Here is a 26,313-nt window from a genome sequence, read left to right on the forward strand (position 1 = left end):
AACTCTCAAATATAATTTAAAAAGTTGTCCATCGCTCAGCTAATCATTATCTGAATATCTGGCTTGGTTGTTTGTGTTTAATTCTTTAAAAAAGAATTTTTATAATTAACCTACTGTTTAATTTTCAAAGTTCATTTTCTCTTTTGTGTTTCGTCCGTTTCTTAAGGACAAGTAATACTATACCACCTTAATTTGACATCGTCAATACTTTTTTTAAATTTAATTTTATTTTTTTATAAATATAAAAAAGCTTTGAGATTAATCACAAAGCTTCTTACTATTCTTTAGTTTAAATCAGCTATTATTTCACTTATAACTTGTTTAGGATTTTCTAATGCTATACAAGGCTCTACTTCATAATATTCAACATCTATGAATCTTTCGATTTCATTGACTTCTTCTATACCTTTATTTATTACAAATAAAACAGCACTTGCATCTTTTATATCTTTTTCAGATATTTCATTTATAATTGTATCTTCATTTTGTATTTCAAATTTAACGTCATAGTTGAATTCTTTGGCCGATTGCTGTAATTTATTACCACAGTTTATATCTTCACATATAACTACTATATTATTCATACTCATACCTCTCTTTTTTAATTCTTGTTATATAGTTATATCATAAAATATAATTTATTTTCATTATAAATTATATTTTATGATATAACTATTCTTTTATTATTACATTTCTACGTATCTATTAACTTAATTATTGAAAAAATATATAATGAATTTAATATATATTTCATTTTTATTTAGGAGGTAACGTATGTTTTTTATTTATTTGTTTCCAATAATAACATTGTCTATCTTTTTAATATCTTATTTTAAAGATAGAAGAAGACTTGTTAACGGATTATTTTTTAATATATTTCTTATATCTTTTGCTATTTCATTTACATACTTAGCATTTTCTACAGGAATCCGAATTTTAATAGTCTTATTTTTAATCTTATTTATCATATTTATGATTGTTTCGATATTTGGAATTTATGCCCTTATTTTCGGTTTATTTTTAAATGCTAAAATTGTTATGAAAAAAGAAAGTAGAAATTTATCTAATATGTTAACTCTATTTTTAGGATTAGCACTTGTTTTCCACTTAATTTTAACATTTTTTAATCCAGAAAAATTCTTACCAAAAGATGTAACTGTTTTTTTAGGTAGTTTTTTACTTTTAGAAGTTTACTTCTTATTTAGTATTTTTAATTTCTTAATGATTTCTTTCCTATCTCAGTTTAATAAACCAAAGAAATATCAAGATTTCATAATAGTATTAGGTAGTAGAGTTTTTGGTGATAAAGTTCCACCTCTACTTGCTAGCAGAATTGACAGAGCTATAACTTTCTATAATGAACAGTCTAAGGTTTCTTTTTCTCCTAAAATCATTTTTTCTGGAGGTCAAGGTCCAGATGAAGATATTCCAGAAGGTCTAGCTATGCAAAAATATGCATTAAGTAAAGGGATACCATCTAAAGATACAATTATTGAAGATAACTCAGTTAATACGCTACAAAATATGAAATTTTCAAAAGTTATTATGGATAATTTAATGCCTAATGGTTATAAAAGTATATTTGTAACTAATAATTATCATGTTTTTAGAGCTAGCATATACGCAAGAATGGCTAATTTGAGAAGTAATGGACTAGGATCAAAAACTGCTTATTACTTTCTTCCTAATGCGTTAATAAGAGAGTATATAGCACTTGTTGTAATGAATAAAAAAAGACATATGATTATAATAGTTATAATATTTGTTTTTTCAATTTTTTTAACTCTTATAAATCATTATTTTGTTTTTCCAGCTTAATTAATTATGTTTAACCTTAGTCAAATAGGTATATATTATTATTATTCAAATATATTTTAATATATTTGAGTTTTACTTAGATTGGGGGTATATGTTCATATGTCTAATGAAGTTAAATACTTTTTTTTCATAATATTTATAACCTGCATAATGGGATTTGGAGTTACAGTTCCACTTACTCAATTAGGAGTATTAACATACGGTTCTCCTATTTTTATGATTTTTTATGCTTTATCTGGATACTCCCCAGCTATAGCAGGTATACTTACTGTTCACAAATTCTACTCAAAAAATGATTTTAGTAGATTTTTAAAAAGTTGTATAGATATGAAAAGAAGTTTCAAGGAATACCTTTATGTTTTAATTACTATTTTAATTTTATGGACAACACCATTTATAGTTGTATGCTTTTTTAGAGATAAATATATTTTATTAACTTATCCATTAATTTTTTTAACATGGATTGCACCATTTATGATTTTCGGTGGCGGACTTGAAGAAATAGGTTGGAGAGGTTTTTTACTTCCTAAGTTATTGTCCAAGTATTCACCTTTGAAAAGTTCTTTATTAATAGGATTAATTTGGTCTTGCTGGCATTTACCACTTTGGTTTGTTGTTGGATCTCCTCAACAACATCTAAACTTTTTACCTTTTGCATTGAGCTGCTTAGCATCATCATTTGTTCTAACATTTATATATATGGAAACAAATAGCATTTGGCTATGTATACTGTTTCATGCTTTAGATAATGCATGTTCCTATGTATTTAAATATTCTGTAGATCTTCATATAATAATTTCAATATCTACAGCTATAGTCGGGCTTATAATTTTATTTATTTCTACTAAGTGCATAAAAAATAGACTAAGATAGTTATCTTAGTCTATTTTTTATATTTATTCTATTCTATAGAATTTTTATCTATCTCATCAAAACTATTTGCAACTGCTATAGTTGATGCCATTGCTCCATTTACATTAAGCATTGTACGTCCCATATCTAATATTGGATCTATAGCAATTATTCCACCTAATAATGGGAAGTATGCTCCTAGTCCCATACCTGATATAACAACAGATACAGACATAGTTGCCGTACCAGGAATTCCTGCTATTCCTAAAGAACTTATTGTTATTACTATTAATAACATTACATAGAAACTAAAGTTCATAGTTGTTCCTGACATATTGGCTACAGTCACAGCCATTAATGCTGGGTATATTCCTGCACAACCATTCATACCCATATTAGCGCCTAAACTTCCAACAAAACTAGATATACCTTGATCTACTTTTAAATTATCATTTAATGTTTCTATAGTAACTGGTAATGTTCCTAAACTAGATCTTGAAGTAAATGCTAATATAAGAGGTTTAGATGCATTTTTTAAGTATTTAATAGGATTAACCCCATTAATCGATATTATTATTAAGTGTACTATAAACATTATTGCAACACTCACATATAAAGCTAATATGAAATCTATAACACCTACTATAGAAGATATCCCTCTATCAATTATAGAACTTGCCATTAATGCAACTACAGCATATGGCATTAACTTTATAACAGTTATCGATATACTTATTATTATCTTATAAAACGCTTCAATTAAGTCTACAAAAGGTTTAATTGTATCTGCGTGCTTTTTACTCAATCTTTTTATTGCTATACCTATAAATCCTGCAAATATAACTATAGCTACTACATTTGCTTGTGCCATAGCATCTACTGGGTTTGATGGTAGTAATCCTCTTAAAGTATCTACTACAGGTGTTACTTCTCTTAATTGTTCTGTAGCTTGATGAGCTACTTCTTGTCCTACTCCCAGTTTAAATAAATTTCCAACTATTATTCCAACTGCTGCTGCTATAGCTGTTGTTCCAAGTAGCATAAAAATAGTTCTACCTGTCAACTTACCTAAATTTTCACCTTGTTTTAAGTTCATTATAACTCTTACAATTGAAACAAATACTAAAGGTACTACTAGCATTTTTAATAAATCCATAAATCCATATCCAAATAATCCATACCATTTAGATACTTCTGTTAACCAAGTGACTTTTGTAGGGTCATTTGGAAAACCTGCTATAAATTGAATTATTAACCCTAAGCCAATTCCCATTGCAATTGATGATATCATCAATTTGGTAAAATTAAGCTTTTCAGTTAATTTTTTGACTATAAAGAATAGTCCTATTAATATTCCTACCGATAACAAAGTTAACCAATTTGTTACCATAAGGAATTCTGAGAAAAATGTGTAATTCATGTGTTCCTCCTTATACTTTTTGCAAAGTTAAAGGCTTTGCTTTTTTATATAATATAACAAGTCCTAAAAATTATATCAACTGGTAACTTTTTGGTAACTTCTAATTTTTTTACTTTTCGAAATTTTAAAATTTTAATCATTACATACTATATGTTCATTACTCCACTTTATCATATTGGCAATAACATGTAGTAACTCCAACCCTGATTTACTTAAATAATAAGTAGATTCTATACTATTTTTCACTACTTTTTTATTATTTATAACAATGTTATTTTCTACTAATAAATCAAGTTGTTGAACTAACATTTTCTTACTACATCCATCTATTTTTCTTTGCAACTCTCCAAATCTAATTTTACTATCTTGGATCTCCCAAACTATTCTTGCTACCCATTTTTTACCAACTATACTAGATAGAGCTTCAACTGGACAGTCAAATGTCATATCACTTACATTGTACATTAATTTGGCCCTCCTATTTTTATTTGTGTATACAAGGTTATAATATCGCCAATATTTTGTCCAATTTTGATTATTATGAATTTTGCATATCCAAGTTTTATTATAGCTTTTTTCTATAACTGATCTTATTCATTATTCAAATAAAAATAACCTAAAATAACAAGATTTAATTTTTCTTGAATTTTAGGTTATTTACTTTATATTATTTTTCTAATCCCATTTGTTTTATTCTTAATTTATCTAACTGTGATATAGCACTAGAAACTGCCATCTGCCCTTGCCCTGCAGACTTTAAGTATTGATATGGCTTACCTGCACAATCTCCTGCAGCATAAAGTCCATCTATATTTGTTCTCATTTCTCTATCAGTTTTTATATGAGGTCCTTCAACTTCTAACCCAGGAACCATATAACTAGGAGATACGCTATCCTTTATAACGAAAACCCCATCCACATCTAGCTCTCTATCTTTTAATACAAGTTTATTTACCAATGTATCTCCCTTTATTTCTATAGGTTTACTATCGATTATTTCTATAGAAGAATCTAACTTATTAGATAAATTATACATAGGTATATAATAAACTTTTGATGCTATCTCACTTAAAAAGTTTGCATCTTCTTCTCCTTCATGATTGTAGCCTATTATAGCTACAACTTTATCTCTATATAATCCAGCATCACATGTAGCACAATATCCTACACCTTTTCCTAAATATTCTTCTTCCCCTTTGATCATTTTTCCATATTGTACACCTGTAGCTATTATTACAGTTGTAGCTTCATAAATTTCATCTCCAACAGCTAATGCAAAATAATCTCCCATTTGGTATACATTATTAACTCTTTGTTGAGTTATTTCAATTCCCATCTCTTTTACGTGATTAGTAAATTTTTCACTCAACTCTGCTCCACTTACATCATAAATTCCTAGATAATTATCTATAGATGGAGCTTTAACTAATTTATCACTTCCATTGTGAGACCCAAATAGTATTATATTTTTATTACGTATCTTAGCATTTATAGCAGCTGCTAAACCAGCTGGTCCGCTTCCTACAATTGCAATATCATATCTCATATTCAACATTCCTCTCTATATTAATTATATATGAGCTTTTACCATATCTTCTAACTTTTGCTTAGGTATAAATCCTACTAATCTTTCAGCTTCTTCTCCATCTTTAAATACAATTACTGTTGGCACTGTAGTTACTTGGAATTTTCTAGCTAACTCTAAACTTTGATCTATATCTACTTTTAAAAATTTAGCTTCATCTATATCTCCACTTAATTCATCGAATACTGGAGCTAACATTTTACATGGCCCACACCATGTTGCAAAAAAGTCCACTACTGTTGTTTCACTTGCATTTTCTACCTCTACGTTAAATTCTTCTGTATTTATTATTCTACTCATTTTCATTTCTCCTTTATTTATGTTTTATAATAACTTTAATATATCATCAGTTTTTATCTATAACAATTAGTTACTTATTCGTAACTAGTTTTCTACTTTATTATTACCTTTAAATAAAATTCTTTGTATCTTAAATTGAAATAATTAATTAATATAAAAAAAATGTAGAACTAAAGCTCTACATTTCTTTATTTCAATTAATTACCTACTTAAGCTTAGAGTAGTACTCAACAACTAAAATATCATTTATTTCTATTGGAACTTCGTTTCTTTCAGGTATTTTAGTAAGAGTTCCCGACACATCATCAAGGTCCTTGCTTAGGTAAGAATATTGGCTATTAGCATTTTGTTGAAAACTATCAATAAACATAGAGTTCTTTTTAGATTTCTCTCTTAGAGATATCTTTTCTCCTACTGATACTCCATAAGAAGGTCGATCGACTTTATTTCCATTAACTAGTATGTGTCCATGTACTACCATTTGACGAGCTTGTCTTATAGAGCTAGCTAGTCCTAATCTATAAACTAAGTTATCTAGCCTACATTCTAGTAATTGAACTAGTACCGTACCTGTTTCTACTTGAGCTTTCATAGCTTTTTTTACATAGTTAGAAAATTGTCTTTCTAAAACCCCGTAATAAGCTCTTAATCTTTGTTTTTCTAGTAATTGCAATCCATACGGTGAAAGTTTTTTATCTGCTCTAGAAGTTCCTCTAGTTGCTCTATCCATAGCTTTTGGATGTCCACACACATTAAGTCCTAACCTTCTACATTGTTTAAATCTAGGTCCCATCATTTTTGCCATAATTATCATCTCCTATAAAATTAGAAATTTTGCCGCGATAACTTTAAGCCTGTATACACTATATCATAATTTTCATTTTATGTAAATGACTTTCATTATCATTAAAAAGAGTCATGTATACAATCATGACTCTTTTTAAGAAGTTTTTTAGTTTTTGAGTGTAATTTTTGGCACAAATCTAAAAGTACTAATAGTTTATGTTCCGGACATTAAACTTAAACTATATCTGCGGGATTGAGTACTTTATAAATTTATAGCATCATTTTTTGTAGAGAAGGCTTTTCTCTATGTCTTTAGTATAACATAGGTATTATTTGTTGTAAATGAAAATTATTATCATTAAGAACATAAAAAAACTAACCAATATAATTTATAATTGGTTAGTCTATTTTATTAATTAAGATCATATAAAATGATTTCATTTTTATCTAAATATTTTTTTACATCTATAACTCTTTGATTCGAAGAACCTCTTAATTTTATAGATAAATTTTTTCGTTCTTCCTCAAATTGTCCATCTATTAATATATCTATATCATTTAAAATCTCTCTTTGATTTTCATTAAATTTTTCTACAGTATATCCTGTCCATAAATATATAAGTTTATTTGGATAATGACTTTTAAATTCTTTGCATAAACTAATTACGCCTTCAACATTTTGAGAACATAATGGTTCTCCTCCTAATATTGCTAAATCTCTATATATATTATTTTTATTTATGTTTTCTATAATATAATCTAAGTTTTCTTGCTTAAATTCTTGTCCTCCATCAAAGTCCCATGTCTCTTTATTAAAACATCCTTTACAATGATGCGGGCATCCTTGAGTCCAAAAAGACATAGTTATCCCTAATCCATTAGCTATATCATTATCTTTTATTTTAGAAAATCTCATTTTCATCACTCCAACCTTATAGATGTAAAACTCTTTCGCCTATTTCCTGTGTACGTCCTTTTCCCCACATATTTGCACCTATATATCCACAAGTTCTTCTCATAACTTGCATTTCATTCTTATCTCTATTTCCACAATTAGGGCAATACCATTCTAAATCTTTATCTAACTTTATTTCTCCGGTATAACCACAAGAATAACAAATATCAGGTTTAGTGTTTATCTCAGCATATTGTATATTATGATATATATAATTTATTATTTGTTCTACTGCAGGTAAGTTTTTACTCATATCAGGAACTTCTATATAACTTATACATCCACCTAAACTTATATCATGGAACTGACTTTCAAATTTTAACTTTTCAAAAGCATCTATTTCTTCACTTACATGAACATGATATGAATTTGTGTAATACATTCTATCTGTAACATTTTTTATCTCTCCAAATTTTTGTTTATCTATTCTACAAAATCTTGAAGTTAAACTTTCTCCTGGAGTTCCATATAACCCAAATCCAAGACCAGTTTCATCCTTCCATTTTTGGCAAGTGTTATTTAAGTGATTCATTACTTCAAGTGCAAATTTTTCACCATCTTTAGTAGTATGACTAATTCCAAGCATAGCTTGTGTCATTTCATACACACCAACATAACCTAAAGAAAGAGTTGAGTATCCATTTTCTAATAATGAATCTATTTTTTCTCCTTTTTTAAGTCTTGCTATACCACCATGTTGCCAATGTATAGGTGATACATCTGATATTACACCTTTTAATAAATCATGTCTAACCATTAGAGCTTCTCTACAAAGTTCTAATCTTTCATCTAATATCTCCCAGAACTTCTCCATATCTTGATTTGCTGTTAATGCAACTTGCACTAAGTTTAAAGAAATCACACCTTGGTTAAATCTTCCATACCATTTATAATTTCCATTCTCATCCTTCCATGGACTCAAGTGTGATCTACATCCCATTGGTGGGAATGTGTTTCCTTCGTAATTTTTTTTCATTATTTTTGCACTTTGATAATCAGGTACTAATCTCTTTGTATTACATTTAGCTGCTAGTTTAGTAATGTAGTCGTATTTACCACCTTCTAAGCAATTATGCTCATCTAATAGATAAACTAACTTAGGGAATTCTTCTCCTACTTCTTGTCCTTTGTAGTTTTTCATTCCTTCTAATCTTTGAGCTATCATTTCCTCACAAATTAAAGCCATTTCTCTTTCATACTCGTTACCTTCTTCAATTTCTAAGTAAATAGTTGAAAATGGAGATTGTCCATTACTTGTATATAATGTAGATAGTTGATATCTTATAGTTTGAATTCCGTTTTTTAATTCTTCTAGCATTCTATCTTCTGCTAAATCTTTAGCCATTTCTTCTGGATATTTTTTCTTATATTTGTTTAAATATTTATCATATGAAACTCTTAAAAATGGAGCAATATGTTTTATAGTTATAGAGTTACCTCCATACTGACCACTAGCAATTTGAGCTATTATCTGTGTAGTAACTGTACAAGCTGTAGTGAATGACTTTGGTGATTCAACTAACTTATTACTTATTACTGTACCATTATTTAGCATATCTTCTAAGTTTATAAGCATACAGTTGTGAATAGGTTGTATAGCATAGTCCATATCATGATAGTGAAGAACTCCCTCATCATGAGCATGTGCTATATGAGCTGGAATTAACTTTCTTCTAGCTATATCTTTTGATACTTCCCCAGCTATTAGATCTCTTTGAGTTGAAGCTAATAAACCATTTTTGTTAGAATTTTCATTCATAACATCTTCATTACTATTATCTAAAAGACCTAAAATACTATCATCTGTAGTATTAACTTCTCTTTTAAATGATTGAACCGCTCTATACCCCTCATATGCTTTAGCTGTTAATTCATGTTTATGATTTATTAAATTTTTATAAACCATATCTTCAACCTTATTAACAGTTGCTACGTCTTTTGTTTGATTAAAACTTAATTCAATTTCATTGGCTATTTCTTTAGCCATTTCTTCTTCATATATTCCACTTCCGTACTTCATAGCTTTTAGTATTGCATTTTCTATTTTTGTTTTATCAAATTTTACAACACTACCATCTCTTTTAATTATATTTAATTGTTTATTCATAAAACTCTCCTTTTGTCTAATACATATTGATTGATTAAATTTTATTCTACAAAAGTATTGACTTTTATAATTTTATGTTGTTCATATGAGTATTTTTTATACTATATGTAGTAAGCACATAGTCCATTCTATACCATATATAGTATATATTCAAGTTGATTAATACCCATATTTTTTAAAATTTATCATAAAAATTTAAAAGAAACCGCTCTAAATCTACACTCTAGATACAGTTTCTTTTTTTATTTTTTTTATTAATTTTTTTACGCTTGAAAATTATACTCACTAATGCATTGTTGTTAATTTATGAAACTTAGTTATACCAATATTCTATAATTTTTAGAGTAAAAAACTTTTGAGCAACGGACAAAGTCGTTAGCGACATAAAGTGGTTCGCAGACGTAGTCGCTCAAGCGAAGCGAATTTTATATGTTATTTAATACTGGAGCTAATGATGAATCATTAAAAAATGTATTTGCATTATACAAGTAAAGTAAATCCGTAACGTTCTTTTCTTTAATTAATTTTTCTATATCTTCATAATAATATCTTGGATCTACCATTATAATCTCTTTGTAATATGGAGTTAAAAATTGAACAAAGCTATTTGCATAAGAATCTTTTATTAGTAGCAAGGTTTTATCACTTTCACTTGTAGTTTTTATATCTACGACCGGGTGGTTCCCACCTAAAAAAACTTCATACTTATCTTTGTTCTTCAATGCTTCACTGTCATATATAGTAGGAGATTTTTTCTTTTCTTCTTTATATTCCACTATTACCTGATCATTTTTATTTTTAGGTGTGTATATATCAACTTGATCAGGTTTTACTTTATAACCGCTCTTTGAATATAGAGTTCCATAAAAATCATTTGAAACCCTGTACTTGTCATAACTATTAGGTTCAGTTTTTAACCCTGATTGCTTTGCAAAATCTAAAAAGGCATAATATGCTCCTAATGTAGTCCAATGGTGATCCGTTTTATAATATATATATTCATCTTTATGTTTTTTCATTTCACTTGATATATTTACAAAATCTATTTTGTTGTCAATAGATTTTGACAATCTACTTAAATACTCATCTTGATTATAAACAGGAGCAAATGCAGGTAATTTATCATCTAATATATTAACAGCTGTTGGTGCTATTAACATACTTGTCTTTATGTTTTCATGTTTATCTGCAAACTTATTTATAGCTTCTATATTAGCTTTTAAATACTCTTCACTCGGTTTTCCAAAGTTTTCTATTAAGTAACCATCATCACATTTAAATACATCGTTTTCACTATTTTTACCCATAAGATCGTCAGTCTTAGTTTTAATTTTAATAAATTTATCTCTTCCAACGATTTGATCCACAGTATATTTTTCATATTTTTTAGTATATCTTCCTTCAAATAATCTATCTAATGTAAATTTAGGTTTTTGTTCTAATAGTCTATTTTCATTTTCTGAAAACTGCTTATCCTTAACTAGTAAATTAAGTCCTACAAATGAAAATGTAGTTACTAAAAACATTATTGCCATTAACTTTATGTATATATTTCTATATTTACGCGTATTTTTTTTTGTAAATTTCAAAGTTCTCACCCCTTATTAGAATCTAAAGTATAAGAAAGGATTGTATGTTTCGTTTACTAAGTATGCTATGCTTAAAAATAACAAAACAAATTGAACTGTTACAGCCAATGTAACTCCTTCCATTCTTCCATTTTGTATAATTTTTTTAAATACCTTATTAACTATAGGTGTAGAACACAATATTAAAATTATTAAAAGAATTAAATTCGTATGTAAATAATAAATGAATGTTGAGTCAATTATTTTATTTCCATTTAAGAAAAACATTACTTTTATGTATTCTAAAGATTTTTGTATACTTTCAATTCCAAAAAATGTCCATCCAATCATAACTAGTACCATTGTATATATATGCTGTATAAAGCTAGGCATTCTTTCTAGTATATCCTTTAATAAAAACTTCTCTATTATTAAAATCAATCCATAGTATAAGCCCCATAATATAAAGTTCCAATCAGCTCCATGCCATAGTCCTGTAAGAAACCATACGATACATAGATTTCTAAGTTGAAATATAGTACTACATCTATTACCTCCTAAAGGTATATAAACATATTCCCTAAACCAGCTTCCTAAAGATATATGCCATCTTCTCCAAAATTCAGTAACACTTTTAGATATGTATGGATAATTAAAGTTCTCTATAAAGTCAAACCCTAGCATTTTACCAAGACCTATTGCCATATCTGAGTATCCACTAAAGTCAAAGTATAGTTGCAATGTATATGCTGCTATTGCAAGCCAAGCCGTTAATACGGATATTTCACTTGCATCGTATTGTTGGATACTAGTAAATATCATACCTATATTGTTAGCAAGCAATACTTTTTTAGAAAGACCTTGTATAAACCTATCCACACCCTCTCCAAATTTATTCATACTATGAGTTCTGTACTTTAACTGATAATCTATGTCTGTATATCTAACAATAGGTCCTGCAACTAACTGCGGGAACATGGTTACATAAAGACCAAAAGATATTAAACTCTTTTGAACTTTTACCTTGTCTAAATAAACATCAATAACGTATGATAATGTTTGGAACGTATAAAATGATATTCCTATTGGAAGTGGCAACTGATTGTATCCAATATTTAAAGAAAATACGCTATTTATATTTTCAATTACAAATCCATAATATTTAAAAAATCCTAATATACCTAAATTCACTAAAACAGCAAATATAAATATTCGTTTAGATTTAATCTTATTTCTTCTATATTTATTTATAAGTAGTCCTATTAAATAATCAAATACAGTAGTAAACATCATAAGAAAAACATATACAGGTTCTCCCCATGCATAAAAAATCAAACTAATTAACAATAAGACTATATTTTTCATTTTTCTAGGTGAAATATAATATAGAATCAAGGTTATAGGTAAAAAAGTGAATAAAAATACTATACTACTAAAAACCATTGGTTTACCTCTCTTTTTTAATTTTTGATACTTTCTTTAAATGCATCAGTCAGTTTATCTAAATCCTTTGAAACTGCATAAAATACGAAGTTACCTTTATCTTTAACTTCGTAATCTTGAAGTAATGCTACTTGTTTTGGTCCATATCCACTAAAACTTTCAATTTGCTTATTAACTCTACTATCTATAGCATCTTCTATTCCTTGAATTTGGCCTTTATCTTTTACTTTTATCACAAGCATTTCTTCTACATCCATAGTAGATTTAGGTATGTATATTGAAAAATCTTCAAACTCACTAGAGTTTAAACCAAAAAATCTTCTTAAAGATTTACTATCACTTTTTTCCATATTATTTAAATTAACAGTTTTGCTAATATCTTCAGTTATACTACTAGCAGACTTATCGTTATTTATTCCACACCCACTAGCAACAAACATAGTACATACAAAACTAAGAGTCAAAATGTACTTTTTAAACTTTTTCAAAACACTCACTCCTATCTATAGATTAGCCTTATTCTTTAAAATGTTTAAATACCCATTATAAAATTTAGCACTAAAATGTATACCATCTGGCTCATACAAGTTATTCTTTGAGTTAACGCTATCATTAACATTTATAAACTCCACATTTAAATCCTTGCACATATCTTCTAATGCCTTATTAAAACTGTACACATTCTTAAAACTATGGTCTTTTTCCATAGCTGATTGTGTTGTTGGTATGATAGAAGTTACATATATTTTAGAACTTGGCAATTTTTGTTTAATATCCTTAATAAGTATTTCATACTTATTAATAAAGTCCTTAGAATTACTAAACAATTGTAAATCATTCATTCCATAAGTTAAAAATATATTGCTAGGTGAAAGATTAACAACTTCTGATACATCTCCTCTTGCCTCTATTACATTTCTTCCTTTATATGCTACAACTGATGATGGACTTAAAAAACCATATTCTGTTAGTCCCTCTCCTCTTGAGTCACCCATTATTACTGAATCCTCAAATACCTTTTCAAAGTTTACATCATTTTTGTTTTCATCTATATCTGAATTATCGTCGCTATTTTTTTCAATTTCATTTCTTATACTTGATATGTCTTCTGATTCTAATTCTTTTATTTTAGCTACGCCTTTTTCTGGATTTACTTCTGTTTGACCAAATTTACTTTTATATATATGCCTCGCAAAGCCTAATAAAATTAGTATAGCGCCTCCGATCAAAGCAATTTTCACAATACGAACATATAAAATTTTCCTCATAAGTGTCACTTCTTTCTCACATATAATATTGATTTTCTTACTTTAAGCAATTAATATTATACTCTTTGTATATTAGTGTTGCATATATCTTTTTTTACATTTTTCTATTTTTTTCGACATGACTTTATAATAACAAAAGGCATTGCCAATTTCTATGACAATGCCTTTATTTCAATAATTTAACATTTTATTTTTCTATTACAGTATATTTTTCAGCAAATTTAACTGGGTGATATGAAAGCTTTGCTTTTCTAAGACCTTCTATACCTAAATCTTCTTCTCTATTAACAAATTCTACATCGCTAAATTCATTTAATAAGAACTGTTGGTTAATATAAGGGTACAATCCTCTTATATCCGCATTTGCTTTTTCAACATGTATTACCGCCATATTATCATTTAACATTTCTCCAATAGAAAATGCTTCTAATTTAGAGTCAATATATATACCACTTATCTTTAATGTATCTTTTAATTTTTCATAATTCTTAAATATTCTTTTTATTGCTTTAAATTCACTATCTAGTTCTATACTTTCTTCTTTATCTTTTGACCACTCTTTTAATAAACTTATACATTCATCAAAGTCTTTTTCTTCTAACTTTTTATATTCTACTCTATCACCATATTCTTTAACAAAACTATTTAGGTGATTTCTTTTCTTTTGATTTTTTCTTCCTGCTAAAGTTCTTAGACTTTCTCCATCATATATATAATCAAAATTGTTACGTTCTTCAATATATTCGAATCTATCTTCATAAACACTTTGTAAGTATTCAACGACTTCTTTATTTATAGCTTTTAAATGAATTTGTTTATGTTCTTTTTCAAAGTTTTTAATTATAAAATCAAAAGCTTTATTCATATTCTCTTTTTTTGCTAAAGGCAATATTATAAAACCTTTGTTTTCATATTCCCCTGCAACTATAGCAAAATCATCCTCAACATAATACTTTGTATTATATAAATCTTTCCACATATATAATGTAGTAAAACAATACTCACAAGCTTCATAATCAACTAAATCAAAATATTTATCTAATATGTTTTTACAATCTATTTCTATATCCTTAAACAAAATAAACTACCTCCAAATCAATATATCATATAATACATTATATCAAATTTAATTGATTTAATTAATTAGTTACTTTTTCGTAACCATGTTCAAAGTTGTCAATTTATTTATCAAAAAAATTTGTTACAGTTTTGTTATATTGTATTTAATTTAAAGTTGTATAATTATATTAGACTTAATTTTATACATTAGAGGAGAGGATTAGGAAGTGGCTTATGCAAAAGGTAAACATAGCGTAAAAAAGCAACAAAAACTAAACAAGCACAAAGTTAAACTTATTGCTTTACCCATAGTTTTATCATTAGGTATATTTATAGGATATAAAGGGGTATCAAATGCATTTTCAAGTACGGTTGGATATGCAAGCCCACAAACTGTTGAGTTGTCTAAAGAATTACTTGAGTCAAAAGATCCTGTAATTCAGAAATTAATAAACTTAGCTCCTGTATATCCTAAAATTTATGAAATACTAAAAGATCCAAGTGAGTATCCTCCTGAGTTTTTAGTCATGGCATCTAAAAAGCCTGAAACAATAGATTTTGTTGCTGATTTTGTAGATCATAAAGGTGGACAAACTGAAGTATCAACACCTGTTGAAGGAAGTTATACAAAAGGCGAAATACCTCTATACATGCAATGGGATGAAAGATGGGGTTATGATAAGTATGGTCCTGATTATTTCGCAATTAATGGTTGTGGCCCAACAGCCTTATCAATGGTTGCTGTAGGTCTTACTGGAAATGAAAACTTCAGTCCAAAATATATTGAAAACTTTAGTGTTAAAAACGGATATCTAGTCGATGGTGTAGGTACAGCTTGGTCATTAATGACTGATGGCGCTAAAAAATTAGGTCTTAAAGGTAAGGTTATACCTTTAAGTGCTTCAAGCATTATCTCAAACCTTGAAAAAGGAAATCCAATTATAGCAACTATGGGACCTGGTCATTTTACAACAGAGGGTCATTACATTGTTTTAACTGGTGTTACTGATGACGGAAAAATAATAGTTAATGATTCTGATAGTAAAGATAGAAGTAGCAAAACTTGGGACGTTGACGTATTTTTAAAAGAAGCTAAAAATGTATGGGCATTTAGCATTTAAGTTTAATACTTATATTGATTTATATAAAAAGAAGCTAATTCAATTGAATTAGCTTCTCTTTATATAATTAATGAGTAAAACCATATTTTTTATTTTCTGCTTTTTTACCATGAACTAATATAGTTGCTTTATTTAAATCATCTATAGCTGTGTTTAAGTCTCTTATAAATAATTCAGCCATATCATAGCTTAAATCTGCTCTACATACTATACGTTGTATTATAACTTTATCTAGATTAACAGGTAGTGGGTATGCTGGTATTTGCCACCCTTTCATAGCTAATCTATCTGCTAAATCATATAATGTCCATTGTACAGCATCTTCATTTCTTAATCTATAGCATACTATAGGTAAATTTTCACCATCATTATATATCTTAAATAATCCTGTGTTTTCAATTTCTTTAGATAAGTACATAGCTACATCTTTTGTACGTTGATGTATCTGTCTATATCCTTCAAATCCAAGTCTTAAGAAGTTATAGTATTGTCCTATGACTTGACTTGCTGATCTTGAGAAGTTTATTGCCATTGTTGGCATTGATCCGCCTAAGTAACTTACTTCAAATATTAATTCTTTTGGTAAGTACTCTTCGTCTTTCCATATTACCCATCCTATACCTGGGTATACTAATCCATATTTATGTCCTGATGTACTTATTGATACTACATTTTTCAATCTAAAATCCCACTCAAGCTCAGGCTCTATAAATGGTGTAAATAACCCACCTGATGCAGCATCTACATGTATTGGTACACTTATTTTTGCTGTTTTATTGTATTCTTCAATTAATGCATCTAATGCTTTTATATCATCAAATTTTCCTGTATATGTTATTCCAAGTAATGCTGCTATACCAATTGTATAGTCATCTACATAATCTAAAACTTTGTCTATATCTAAACTCATATGTTCTTCATCCATTGGTACAGTACGCATCTCTATATCCCAGTATACACAGAATTTTTCCCAACAAACTTGGTATCCTGAAGATACTACTAAGTTTGGTTTTTTCTTTGTTGTATCTATTCCTAATTTTTCTGCTCTATTTCTCCATCTAAATTTCATAGCCATACCACCAAGCATACATGCTTCTGATGATCCTACTGTTGATGTTCCTATATAGCTTAACTCTTTTGGTGCATTCCATAAATTTGCTATCATATCAACACATCTATTTTCCATCTCTGTTGTTTGTGGGTATTCAGATTTGTCTATAGCATTTTTTTCTAGTGTTTCTGCCATAAGTTGTGTTGCTTCATCTTCCATATATGTTTGACAGAATGTCGCTAAGTTAAGTCTTGCATTACCTTCATTCATTAACTCATCTTTTATTAATCTATACGCTATGTTTGGAGCAATAGAATCTTTCCCTATTACGTCTTTTGGAATATTAGAGCCAGACTCTATTGTCCCAAACACTGGTGTACTATAATCATCTTCTTTTTTAAATAACATTTTGAAAAACCTCCCTGAATTACAATGCTTGTCTTTTTTATTAATTAATTTTATTTATATTATCTACTCTTCTTACATGTAATTGAATATATTACAAAAGGTATTAATACTGTTACTACAAAACTTACACTTAATATAGTTAAATATTCATGTATACTCTTACCAACTAACTGACTTGGTGGGAAAAATGATATAATCAATGCAAATATTGAAGTTAAGAAACCGCATGCGGCAACTATTAATTTAAACGTTTTTCCACCAGGAACTTGATAAGAACGTTTTAAATCGTCTCTTTTTAGTATTAATTTAAAGTACCCTATGAAGAATAGTAAATATCCAACTAAATATATAACTACTGTTAGTGATATAGCTGTAAGGAATGAAACATTGTCTCCTCCACCGCCAAGTGTAAGAACCGCTGCCCATATTGTAACTACTATCCCTTGTACGAAAACTAAATTTACTGGAACATCATGTTTATTAGTTTTAGTTAATGATTTTGGTAAAATTCCTTTTTGAGCTGCTATATACATACCTCTTGATGGTCCTACAACCCATGCACTAACCTCACCCATTACTCCTAATGCTAATAGTAAAGCTATTAATTTTACAATCCATGTTCCATTTGGTATAAAGTGTAGTATTAAAACTTTAAAAGTATCAACTACGCCTGAACTTAAATTTAAATTACCTTGTGGAATTACAGCGGCTACTGTTAATCCACCAATTGTATTAAGTATTATAGCTACTATAACTAATATAATCATAGCTAATGGATAATTACGTTTAGAATTTTCTAATTCATTTACATGTGATGCTGATGCTTCAACACCCATATATGCCAGTATAAATGATACAAAAACAACTAATGTATTTACTTTTGAAAAATCAGGAACAAAATATCTAGCTCCTATCTTTACATCTATTGGATTACCTTGTACTAAATAAGCTATAGATATTCCAAATAATATTATTGCTGGTATAGCTATTCCAAGTACAAATCCAGCTTTTGCTATTTTAGCAGTATTCTTTGTTCCACCTAACTGTGTTAATGTTAATCCCCAGAACATAACTAAAACTGCTATAAATTTTAAAACAGGAACATTGTTTAATGCATTCCAGTTGAATATATATGAAACACAACCTAATATAAAATAAATCATTGTTACAAATCCAACTGTTATTTGGAACCATTGGAAAAATATCGCTGCAAATCCTAATCTTTCTCCTAATGTATTTCCAACCCAAGCAAATATTCCACCTTCTTGCCAGCCATCAACTGTTGCCATTTCTGCTGCACACAATGCTACAGGTAAAAACCATAATATTCCTCCAAGTAAAAGGAAAAATACTAAATTGAATCCTGATGTAGCAAATGTAGGATACTCATATACAGTCATAACCATTGATGCAGTCATTGCGAAGAATGCAAACAAAGTAAGTGAGTTCCCTTTAGCTGCGTTTTCTTCTTTCATGTCAATCATCTCCTATTTTGTCTTAATTCTTCTCAATGTAAATTATCATAGGCCTAAAATAATTTTTTAATTGTATATTGTATATTTACCCTAATTATAATCCTATCAAACCATTTTTGCAAAAAAAGTTTCATTTTATTTTATTTTTGCAATTTAAGTTTCATTAGCTTTCAATTTAACAAACAATAAAAAAAGTCTTAGTATTTTTTAAATAACACTAAGACTTTTTCAATCTATACTATATTTTTTATATTAGTGAGTAAATCCGTAAACTTTATTTTCTGGTTCTTTACCATGTACTAATACATTTGCATCATTTAAATCTTTTATAGCTGTTTTTAAATCTCTTATAAATAATTCAGCCATATCATGACTTAAGTCTGCTCTACATACTATACGTTGTATTATTGTTTTGTCTAGGTTAATTGGTAATGGATATGCTGGTATTTGCCATCCTTTCATTGCTAATCTATCTGCTAGGTCATATAATGTCCACTCTACATTAGCGTTATCAATTAATCTATAACATACAATCGGTAAATTTTCCCCATTATTATAAATTTTGAATAATCCTGTTTTCTCTATTTCATCAGATAAGTACATAGCTACATCTTTTGTACGTTGATGTATTTGTCTATATCCTTCAAATCCAAGTCTTAAGAAGTTATAATATTGTCCTATTACTTGACTTGCTGATCTTGAGAAGTTTATTGCCATTGTTGGCATTGATCCTCCTAAGTAACTTACTTCAAATATTAATTCTTTTGGTAAGTACTCTTCATCTTTCCATATTACCCATCCTATACCTGGGTATACTAATCCATATTTATGTCCTGATGTACTTATTGATACTACATTTTTTAATCTAAAATCCCATTCCATATCTGGGTCTATAAATGGTGTAAATAACCCGCCTGATGCAGCATCTACATGTATTGGTACACTTATTTTTGCTGTTTTATTATATTCTTCAAGTAATGCATCTAATGCTTTTATATCATCAAATTTCCCTGTATATGTTATACCTTGAAGTGCTACAACCCCTATTGTGTAGTCATCTACATAATCTAGAACTTTGTCTACGTTTAAACTCATATGTTCTTCATCCATTGGTACTAAACGCATCTCTATATCCCAGTATACACAGAATTTTTCCCAACAAACTTGGAATCCTGAAGATACTACTAAGTTTGGTTTTCTCTTTGTTACATCTATTCCTAATTTTTCTGCTCTATTTCTCCATCTAAATTTCATTGCCATACCACCAAGCATACATGCTTCTGATGATCCTACTGTTGATGTACCTATATAATTTAACTCTTTTGGTGCATTCCATAAGTTTGCTATCATATTTACACATCTGTTTTCCATCTCTGTTGTTTGTGGATATTCAGATTTATCTATAGCATTTTTTTCTAATGTCTCTGCCATAAGTTTTGTTGCTTCATCTTCCATATATGTTTGACAGAATGTTGCTAAGTTAAGTCTTGCATTTCCTTCATTCATTAGTTCATCTTTTATTAATCTATAAGCTACATTTGGAGCAATAGAATCTTTCCCTAAAACATCTTTTGGCACGCTAGAGCCAGATTCTGTTGTCCCAAATATTGGAGTATCATAACTATCTCCTAATTGATTTTTTTTACCGTATAACATTTTAAAAACCTCCTTATATTTTTCACAAATTTATTTATTATTTTGTTGTTTTAAATTCTCTTTTTTTAGATGTAATTGCATATATTACAAATGGTATTAAAATTGTAATTATAAAACTTACTATTAATATAGTTAAATATTCATGAGCACTTTTTGCATTTAACTGATTTGATGGAACAAATGAAATTACTAATGCAAATATTGATGTTACAAACCCACATGCCGCAACTATTAATTTAAATGTTTTACCACCAGGTACATGGTAAGAACGTTTTAAATTATCTTTTTTAAGTACTAATGTAAAGTAAGCTATGAAGAATAATAAGTATCCAACTAAATATATAACAACTGTTAATGATATAGCTGTAAGGAAAGATACATTATTTCCTCCACCACCGAAAGTAAGAACTGCTGCCCATATTGTAACTATTATTCCTTGTACGAAAACTAAGTTTACAGGAACATCATGTTCATTAGTTTTAGTTAGTGATTTTGGTAATATACCTTTTTGAGCTGCTGCATACATACCTCTTGATGGCCCAACAACCCATGCACTAACTTCACCCATAACTCCTAGTGCTAATAATATAGCTATTAATTTTACAAGCCATGTACTATGAGGAGCAAAATGTAATATTAAAGCTTTGAATGTTTCAACAACACCTGCACTTAAGCTTAATTGATTTTGTGGAACTACTGCTGCAACTGTTAATCCACCAATTGTATTAAGTACTATAGCTAATATAACTAATATAATCATAGCTAATGGATAGTTCTTTTTAGCATTATCTAACTCATTTACATGTGATGCTGATGCTTCAACACCCATATATGCTAATATAAATGATACGAAAATAACTAGTGTATTTACTTTTGAAAAATCTGGTACAAAATATTTAGCTCCTATTTTTACATCTATAGGATTGCCTTGTACTATGTATGCTATTGATAAGCCGAATAAGATTATTGCTGGTATTAATATACCAAATATAAATCCAGCTTTTGCTATTTTAGCTGTGTTTTTTGTACCGCCTAATTGTGAAATCGTTAACAACCAGAATATCACTAATACTCCAATAAACTTGATAACCGGAACATTGTTTAATGCATTCCAATTGAATATGTATGAAACGCAACCTAATATAAAATAAATCATTGTTACAAATCCAACTGTAATTTGGAACCATTGGAAAAATATTGCTGCGAATCCGAATTTTTCACCTAGAGTATTTCCAACCCAAGCAAATATTCCACCTTCTTGCCACCCTTCAACTGTAGCCATTTCTGCTGCACATAATGCTACTGGTAAGAACCATAATATACCTCCTAGTAATAAGAAGAATACTAAATTAAATCCTGATGTAGCAAATGTAGGATATTCGTAAACTGTCATAACCATTGATGCGGTCATTGCAAAGAATGCGAATAAGCTAAGTGAATTTTTTTTGGCAGCTTGTGCCTCTTTCATCTTAATCATCTCCTGATATTTAATTTTTATAAGTTCACATAATAATACCGGATTACTATCCCTAGAACCTTTGGCATCACTCGTGTTTGTATTAATTAGATACCCGGTATTTCTATGTCAAAACATATCTGGTAAATGTTGTAAAAATCTAAAAATTCATTTTTAACAGACAATAAAGATATTTTAAAGTCTATTTACCTCAATTAAAAAGAGTAGCAATTTAACTTGCTACTCTAAAATTTCTTTTAAATTCAATGTTTTTAATACATCTTTTCTAAACTTTTCAATGCTTATTCTATCTATAAAATCTCCTAGTTTCTCTCCCATTTGACCATGTTCGTTATAATATTCAAGTATTGTTTTTACTAAATTATAAGCTTCTTCTTCAGTAAGTCCCTTAGTTATAATGTCTGCACTTCTTGGATAAAATCCAGCACTACCACCTGCTGTTATGAAAAACTTTCCATCTATATCTACTAATACTCCTATATCTTTAGAATAAACACTAGTGCAAGCATTTCTACAACCTGCAACGCCTATTTTAGTTCTATTTGGAAGTATCATTCCATGAAAGTTTTTGCTTATTTTCATTCCTATTCCTATAGTTGGATATTTTGAACGTTTACAAAAGTTGGCTGGGCATATCTCTACATTTTTAACTGAGTTTTGATTTTTAACTGCTGGCTCCATATCTAAATCTTTCCATATACTTACTAAATCTTCTTGCTTTAAATTTGTTATTAAAATTCTTTGTCCAGATGTTAACTTAAGAACACCATTATATTTTTTTGTAACTTCAGCTATTTTTATAAGTGTATCAGGTAAAACAAATCCTCCTGGTATATGTGGAGTTATTGCATAAGTTCTTTTCCCGTCTTTAATTTTTTGTAAGTTTCCGTAATCGCTCATAAATATCTCTCCTTAATATATTAATTTAATTTTTTTCATATATCTATTATAACCACTTATTTAATTTAATTCTGTAACATACGTTATAACTTAATATAAAAAATTAGATAACGTTTGCAATTTTATTTATTAATTTAGTTTTATTTTTAACAATTTTCCTCTTCCCTTCTGGTTGTTTTTTTGCTAAAATGTTTTTGAAGAACAAATTAATTTTTTAACAAGCTAGTACATTTATCTCAGTCAAGAATTACATTAAGTTATATCACCCGATAAAAATAATTATAGTTGTATAAAAATCTTCAATGAATTTTATCATTAAACAAAAAAAGTTGCATACATTTTTTCAATGTTACAGCTTAATTAAACCAAGGGGGAATATAAATGAAACAAGAATTGTTAAAAACTAATCAATCAGTAGTTGATGGACCTGAATCTTTAGCCATCAAACTAGATCAAATCAAAAAAGCTCAAAAAATATTTTCAACTTATACTCAAGAACAAGTTGATAAAATCTTTTTAGCTGCAGCAATGGCTGCAAATCAACAAAGACTTCCTTTAGCTAAAATTGCACATGAAGAAACTAATATGGGTATAGTAGAAGACAAAGTTATAAAAAATCACTTTGCTTCAGAATATATATACAATACTTATAAAGATATAAAAACTTGCGGAGTTTTAGAAGAAGATTCAGCTTTTGGTATCACTAAAATAGCTGAACCAATAGGCGTTATTGCTGCGGTAATTCCTACTACAAATCCAACTTCAACTGCAATATTCAAAACTTTAATTGCCCTAAAAACTAGAAATGGTATTATAATATCACCTCATCCTAGAGCAAAAAAATCAACTATTCAAGCTGCAAAAGTAGTTCTTGAAGCTGCTGTAAAAGCAGGTGCTCCCGAAGGAATTATAGGCTGGATAGATGAACCATCTCTTGAGATGACAACAACTATAATGGAAAGTGCTGATATTATATTAGCAACTGGCGGTCCTGGTATGGTAAAATCTGCATACTCTTCAGGTAAACCAGCAATAGGTGTTGGAGCTGGTAATACTCCTGCAATAATAGATGACAGTGCTGATATCGAAACTGCAGTAAACTCAATACTTCTTTCAAAAACATTTGATAATGGTATGATATGTGCTTCTGAACAATCAGTTATTGTCTTAAATAGTATTTATGAAAATGTAAAATCTGAATTTATAAAACGTGGTGCTTACCTATTGAATAAATCTGAAATAGAAAAAGTAAAAGGTATCTTATTAAATAAAAATGGAGGTCTAAATGCAGATATAGTTGGTCAACCTGCATATAAAATAGCTGAATTAGCCGGACTTTCAATACCTAAAGAATCTAAGATATTACTTGGCGAAGTTGATTCTGTAGATATATCTGAACCTTTTGCTCACGAAAAATTATCTCCAGTGCTTGCAATGTATAAAGCTAAAGACTTTGATGATGCAGTATCTAAAGCAGATCAACTTATATATGATGGTGGTTTAGGTCATACATCTTCTATATATTTAAATACAATAACTCAATATGATAAACTTGAAAAATTTAGAAATTCTATGAAAACTTGTAGAGTTTTAGTTAATACTCCTGCTTCTCAAGGTGGTATAGGAGATTTATATAACTTCAAATTAGCTCCATCTTTAACACTTGGATGTGGTTCTTGGGGAGGAAACTCTGTATCTGAAAACGTAGGTGTTAAACACTTAATAAATATAAAAACTGTAGCTGAGAGGAGAGAAAATATGCTTTGGTTTAGAGCCCCAGAAAAAGTTTATTTCAAAAAAGGTTGTTTAGGAGTTGCTCTTCAGGAGCTTAAGCATGTTCTAAAAAAAGAAAGAGCCTTTATAGTTACAGATGGTTTCCTTTATCAAAATGGATATACTAAACCTATAACTAATTTACTAGACGAAATGAACATTAAGCACCATACATTCTATGATGTTGCACCTGATCCAACATTAGATACTGCTAAAGCTGGTGCTAAAGCTATGGCTGACTTCAAACCTGATGTAATAATTGCCATAGGTGGTGGTAGTGCAATGGATGCAGGTAAAATCATGTGGACAATGTATGAACATCCAGAAATAGACTTTGGTGACTTAGCAATGAGATTTATGGATATAAGAAAAAGAGTTTATGAATTCCCTACAATGGGTGAGAAAGCTTATTTCGTAGCTATACCAACTTCTGCTGGTACAGGTTCTGAAGTTACACCTTTTGCAGTTATAACAGATCAAGATACAGGAATTAAATATCCTTTAGCTGATTATCAATTAATGCCAAATATGGCTATAGTAGACTCTGACTTAATGATGAGTATGCCAAAAGGATTAACTGCAGCTTCTGGTATAGATGCTTTAACTCATGCTTTAGAAGCTTATGCATCTATGATGGCAACTGAGTATACTAATGGTCTAGCTCTTCAAGCTGTTAAATCTATATTTGAATATCTTCCAAGAGCTTATAAGGACGGTACAACTGATCCTGAAGCTAGAGAAAAAATGGCTAATGCTTCTACAATGGCAGGTATGGCATTTGCTAATGCATTTTTAGGAGTTTGTCACTCTATGGCGCATAAATTAGGTTCATTCCACCATGTACCTCATGGTGTTGCTAATGCACTTTTAATAAATGAAGTTTTAAAATTCAATGTATCTTCTGCTCCTATAAAAATGGGTATATTCCCTCAATATAAATATCCTCAATGTTTAGAAAGATATGCTGAAATAGCTTCATTCATAGGTATTAATGGAAATTCAAATGAAGATAAATTTAATAAACTATTAAATAAAATAGATGAATTAAAATCTACTGTTGGAATTCCTAAGACTATAAAAGATTGGGGTGTAGATGAAAGTACATTCTTAGCAAGCTTAGATGAAATGGTTGAGCAAGCATTTGATGATCAATGTACTGGTGCTAACCCTAGATATCCATTAATGAGCGAAATCAAACAAATGTATTTAAATGTTTATTACGGAAATACAAATGCAGCAAAAGAAGTCCTAGAAGGTAAGTTAAATTGTGCTTTAGATTAATTTTTTAAAA

Annotated in this window: 22 protein-coding genes; 4 read left to right on the forward strand and 18 right to left on the reverse strand. The window is 28.7% G+C overall.

What is annotated here, in order from left to right:
* Nucleotides 1-284: 284 nt before the first annotated feature.
* Complete coding sequence (locus ACRDDE_RS02935) at nt 285-584, reverse strand: PTS, IIB (RefSeq protein ID WP_021433952.1); 300 nt, start codon at nt 582-584, stop codon at nt 285-287.
* Nucleotides 585-774: 190 nt separating this feature from the next.
* Here ACRDDE_RS02935 and ACRDDE_RS02940 point away from each other — a divergent pair, with 190 nt between their 5' ends.
* Complete coding sequence (locus tag ACRDDE_RS02940) at nt 775-1,818, forward strand: ElyC/SanA/YdcF family protein (protein ID WP_438625415.1); 1,044 nt, start codon at nt 775-777, stop codon at nt 1,816-1,818.
* A 99-nt stretch (nt 1,819-1,917) separates the two neighbouring features.
* Nucleotides 1,918-2,691: a CPBP family intramembrane glutamic endopeptidase gene (locus ACRDDE_RS02945; RefSeq protein ID WP_438625416.1), complete on the forward strand. Its 774-nt coding sequence runs from the start codon at nt 1,918-1,920 to the stop codon at nt 2,689-2,691.
* Nucleotides 2,692-2,719: 28 nt separating this feature from the next.
* On the opposite strand, the gene ACRDDE_RS02950 is transcribed toward ACRDDE_RS02945, so the two are convergent.
* The 12 genes from ACRDDE_RS02950 to ACRDDE_RS03005 all read right to left on the reverse strand — a co-directional run bounded on the left by ACRDDE_RS02950 (nt 2,720) and on the right by ACRDDE_RS03005 (nt 15,183).
* Nucleotides 2,720-4,090: a cation:dicarboxylate symporter family transporter gene (locus tag ACRDDE_RS02950; protein ID WP_438625417.1), complete on the reverse strand. Its 1,371-nt coding sequence runs from the start codon at nt 4,088-4,090 to the stop codon at nt 2,720-2,722.
* Nucleotides 4,091-4,222: 132 nt separating this feature from the next.
* Nucleotides 4,223-4,555 carry a winged helix-turn-helix transcriptional regulator gene (locus ACRDDE_RS02955; RefSeq protein ID WP_035118054.1) on the reverse strand — a complete coding sequence of 111 codons (333 nt, stop codon included), beginning with the start codon at nt 4,553-4,555 and terminating at the stop codon, nt 4,223-4,225.
* Nucleotides 4,556-4,757: 202 nt separating this feature from the next.
* Complete coding sequence (locus ACRDDE_RS02960; RefSeq protein ID WP_021433957.1) at nt 4,758-5,636, reverse strand: NAD(P)/FAD-dependent oxidoreductase; 879 nt, start codon at nt 5,634-5,636, stop codon at nt 4,758-4,760.
* Nucleotides 5,637-5,660: 24 nt separating this feature from the next.
* Nucleotides 5,661-5,975, reverse strand: coding sequence for a thioredoxin (trxA, locus tag ACRDDE_RS02965; protein WP_021433958.1), 315 nt, complete (start codon nt 5,973-5,975; stop codon nt 5,661-5,663).
* 205 nt (nt 5,976-6,180) lie between these two features.
* The gene (rpsD, locus tag ACRDDE_RS02970; RefSeq protein ID WP_438625418.1) at nt 6,181-6,780 is read right to left on the reverse strand and encodes a 30S ribosomal protein S4; all 600 of its coding nucleotides are present in this window, start codon (nt 6,778-6,780) and stop codon (nt 6,181-6,183) included.
* A 393-nt stretch (nt 6,781-7,173) separates the two neighbouring features.
* The gene (nrdG, locus tag ACRDDE_RS02975) at nt 7,174-7,677 is read right to left on the reverse strand and encodes an anaerobic ribonucleoside-triphosphate reductase activating protein (protein WP_438625419.1); all 504 of its coding nucleotides are present in this window, start codon (nt 7,675-7,677) and stop codon (nt 7,174-7,176) included.
* 16 nt (nt 7,678-7,693) lie between these two features.
* The gene (gene nrdD, locus ACRDDE_RS02980; protein ID WP_438625420.1) at nt 7,694-9,823 is read right to left on the reverse strand and encodes an anaerobic ribonucleoside-triphosphate reductase; all 2,130 of its coding nucleotides are present in this window, start codon (nt 9,821-9,823) and stop codon (nt 7,694-7,696) included.
* A 425-nt stretch (nt 9,824-10,248) separates the two neighbouring features.
* Nucleotides 10,249-11,412 (reverse strand): DHHW family protein, encoded by a 1,164-nt coding sequence (locus ACRDDE_RS02985; RefSeq protein WP_438625421.1) that lies wholly within the window; start codon nt 11,410-11,412, stop codon nt 10,249-10,251.
* A 15-nt stretch (nt 11,413-11,427) separates the two neighbouring features.
* Nucleotides 11,428-12,834: an MBOAT family protein gene (locus ACRDDE_RS02990; protein ID WP_195418981.1), complete on the reverse strand. Its 1,407-nt coding sequence runs from the start codon at nt 12,832-12,834 to the stop codon at nt 11,428-11,430.
* 17 nt (nt 12,835-12,851) lie between these two features.
* A complete protein-coding gene (locus ACRDDE_RS02995; RefSeq protein ID WP_021430443.1) occupies nt 12,852-13,322 on the reverse strand; it encodes a DUF4358 domain-containing protein in 471 nt (156 codons plus the stop codon).
* A gap of 15 nt (nt 13,323-13,337) precedes the next feature.
* A complete protein-coding gene (locus ACRDDE_RS03000) occupies nt 13,338-14,102 on the reverse strand; it encodes a GDSL-type esterase/lipase family protein (RefSeq protein ID WP_438625423.1) in 765 nt (254 codons plus the stop codon).
* Between the two features lie 187 nt (nt 14,103-14,289).
* The gene (locus tag ACRDDE_RS03005) at nt 14,290-15,183 is read right to left on the reverse strand and encodes a DUF2156 domain-containing protein (protein WP_438625477.1); all 894 of its coding nucleotides are present in this window, start codon (nt 15,181-15,183) and stop codon (nt 14,290-14,292) included.
* Between the two features lie 205 nt (nt 15,184-15,388).
* Between ACRDDE_RS03005 and ACRDDE_RS03010 the strand changes: the two genes are divergently transcribed.
* On the forward strand, nt 15,389-16,282 hold the full coding sequence (locus ACRDDE_RS03010; protein WP_438625424.1) for a C39 family peptidase: 894 nt from the start codon (nt 15,389-15,391) through the stop codon (nt 16,280-16,282).
* A 67-nt stretch (nt 16,283-16,349) separates the two neighbouring features.
* Here the strand turns inward: ACRDDE_RS03010 and ACRDDE_RS03015 are convergent, their stop codons facing one another.
* The 5 genes from ACRDDE_RS03015 to ACRDDE_RS03035 all read right to left on the reverse strand — a co-directional run bounded on the left by ACRDDE_RS03015 (nt 16,350) and on the right by ACRDDE_RS03035 (nt 23,249).
* On the reverse strand, nt 16,350-17,741 hold the full coding sequence (locus ACRDDE_RS03015; protein ID WP_438625425.1) for a glutamate decarboxylase: 1,392 nt from the start codon (nt 17,739-17,741) through the stop codon (nt 16,350-16,352).
* 59 nt (nt 17,742-17,800) lie between these two features.
* Nucleotides 17,801-19,216 (reverse strand): glutamate:gamma-aminobutyrate antiporter, encoded by a 1,416-nt coding sequence (gene gadC / locus ACRDDE_RS03020; RefSeq protein WP_438625426.1) that lies wholly within the window; start codon nt 19,214-19,216, stop codon nt 17,801-17,803.
* A 252-nt stretch (nt 19,217-19,468) separates the two neighbouring features.
* Nucleotides 19,469-20,872 (reverse strand): glutamate decarboxylase, encoded by a 1,404-nt coding sequence (locus ACRDDE_RS03025; protein ID WP_438625427.1) that lies wholly within the window; start codon nt 20,870-20,872, stop codon nt 19,469-19,471.
* A 37-nt stretch (nt 20,873-20,909) separates the two neighbouring features.
* Nucleotides 20,910-22,340 carry a glutamate:gamma-aminobutyrate antiporter gene (gadC, locus tag ACRDDE_RS03030; protein WP_438625428.1) on the reverse strand — a complete coding sequence of 477 codons (1,431 nt, stop codon included), beginning with the start codon at nt 22,338-22,340 and terminating at the stop codon, nt 20,910-20,912.
* Between the two features lie 228 nt (nt 22,341-22,568).
* Nucleotides 22,569-23,249, reverse strand: coding sequence for an NAD(P)/FAD-dependent oxidoreductase (locus ACRDDE_RS03035; protein ID WP_438625430.1), 681 nt, complete (start codon nt 23,247-23,249; stop codon nt 22,569-22,571).
* A gap of 381 nt (nt 23,250-23,630) precedes the next feature.
* Here ACRDDE_RS03035 and adhE point away from each other — a divergent pair, with 381 nt between their 5' ends.
* Nucleotides 23,631-26,303, forward strand: coding sequence for a bifunctional acetaldehyde-CoA/alcohol dehydrogenase (gene adhE, locus ACRDDE_RS03040; protein ID WP_438625432.1), 2,673 nt, complete (start codon nt 23,631-23,633; stop codon nt 26,301-26,303).
* Nucleotides 26,304-26,313: the final 10 nt, after the last annotated feature.

Source organism: Paraclostridium sp., from assembly GCF_051656405.1.
Classification (GTDB): Bacteria; Bacillota; Clostridia; order Peptostreptococcales; family Peptostreptococcaceae; genus Paraclostridium.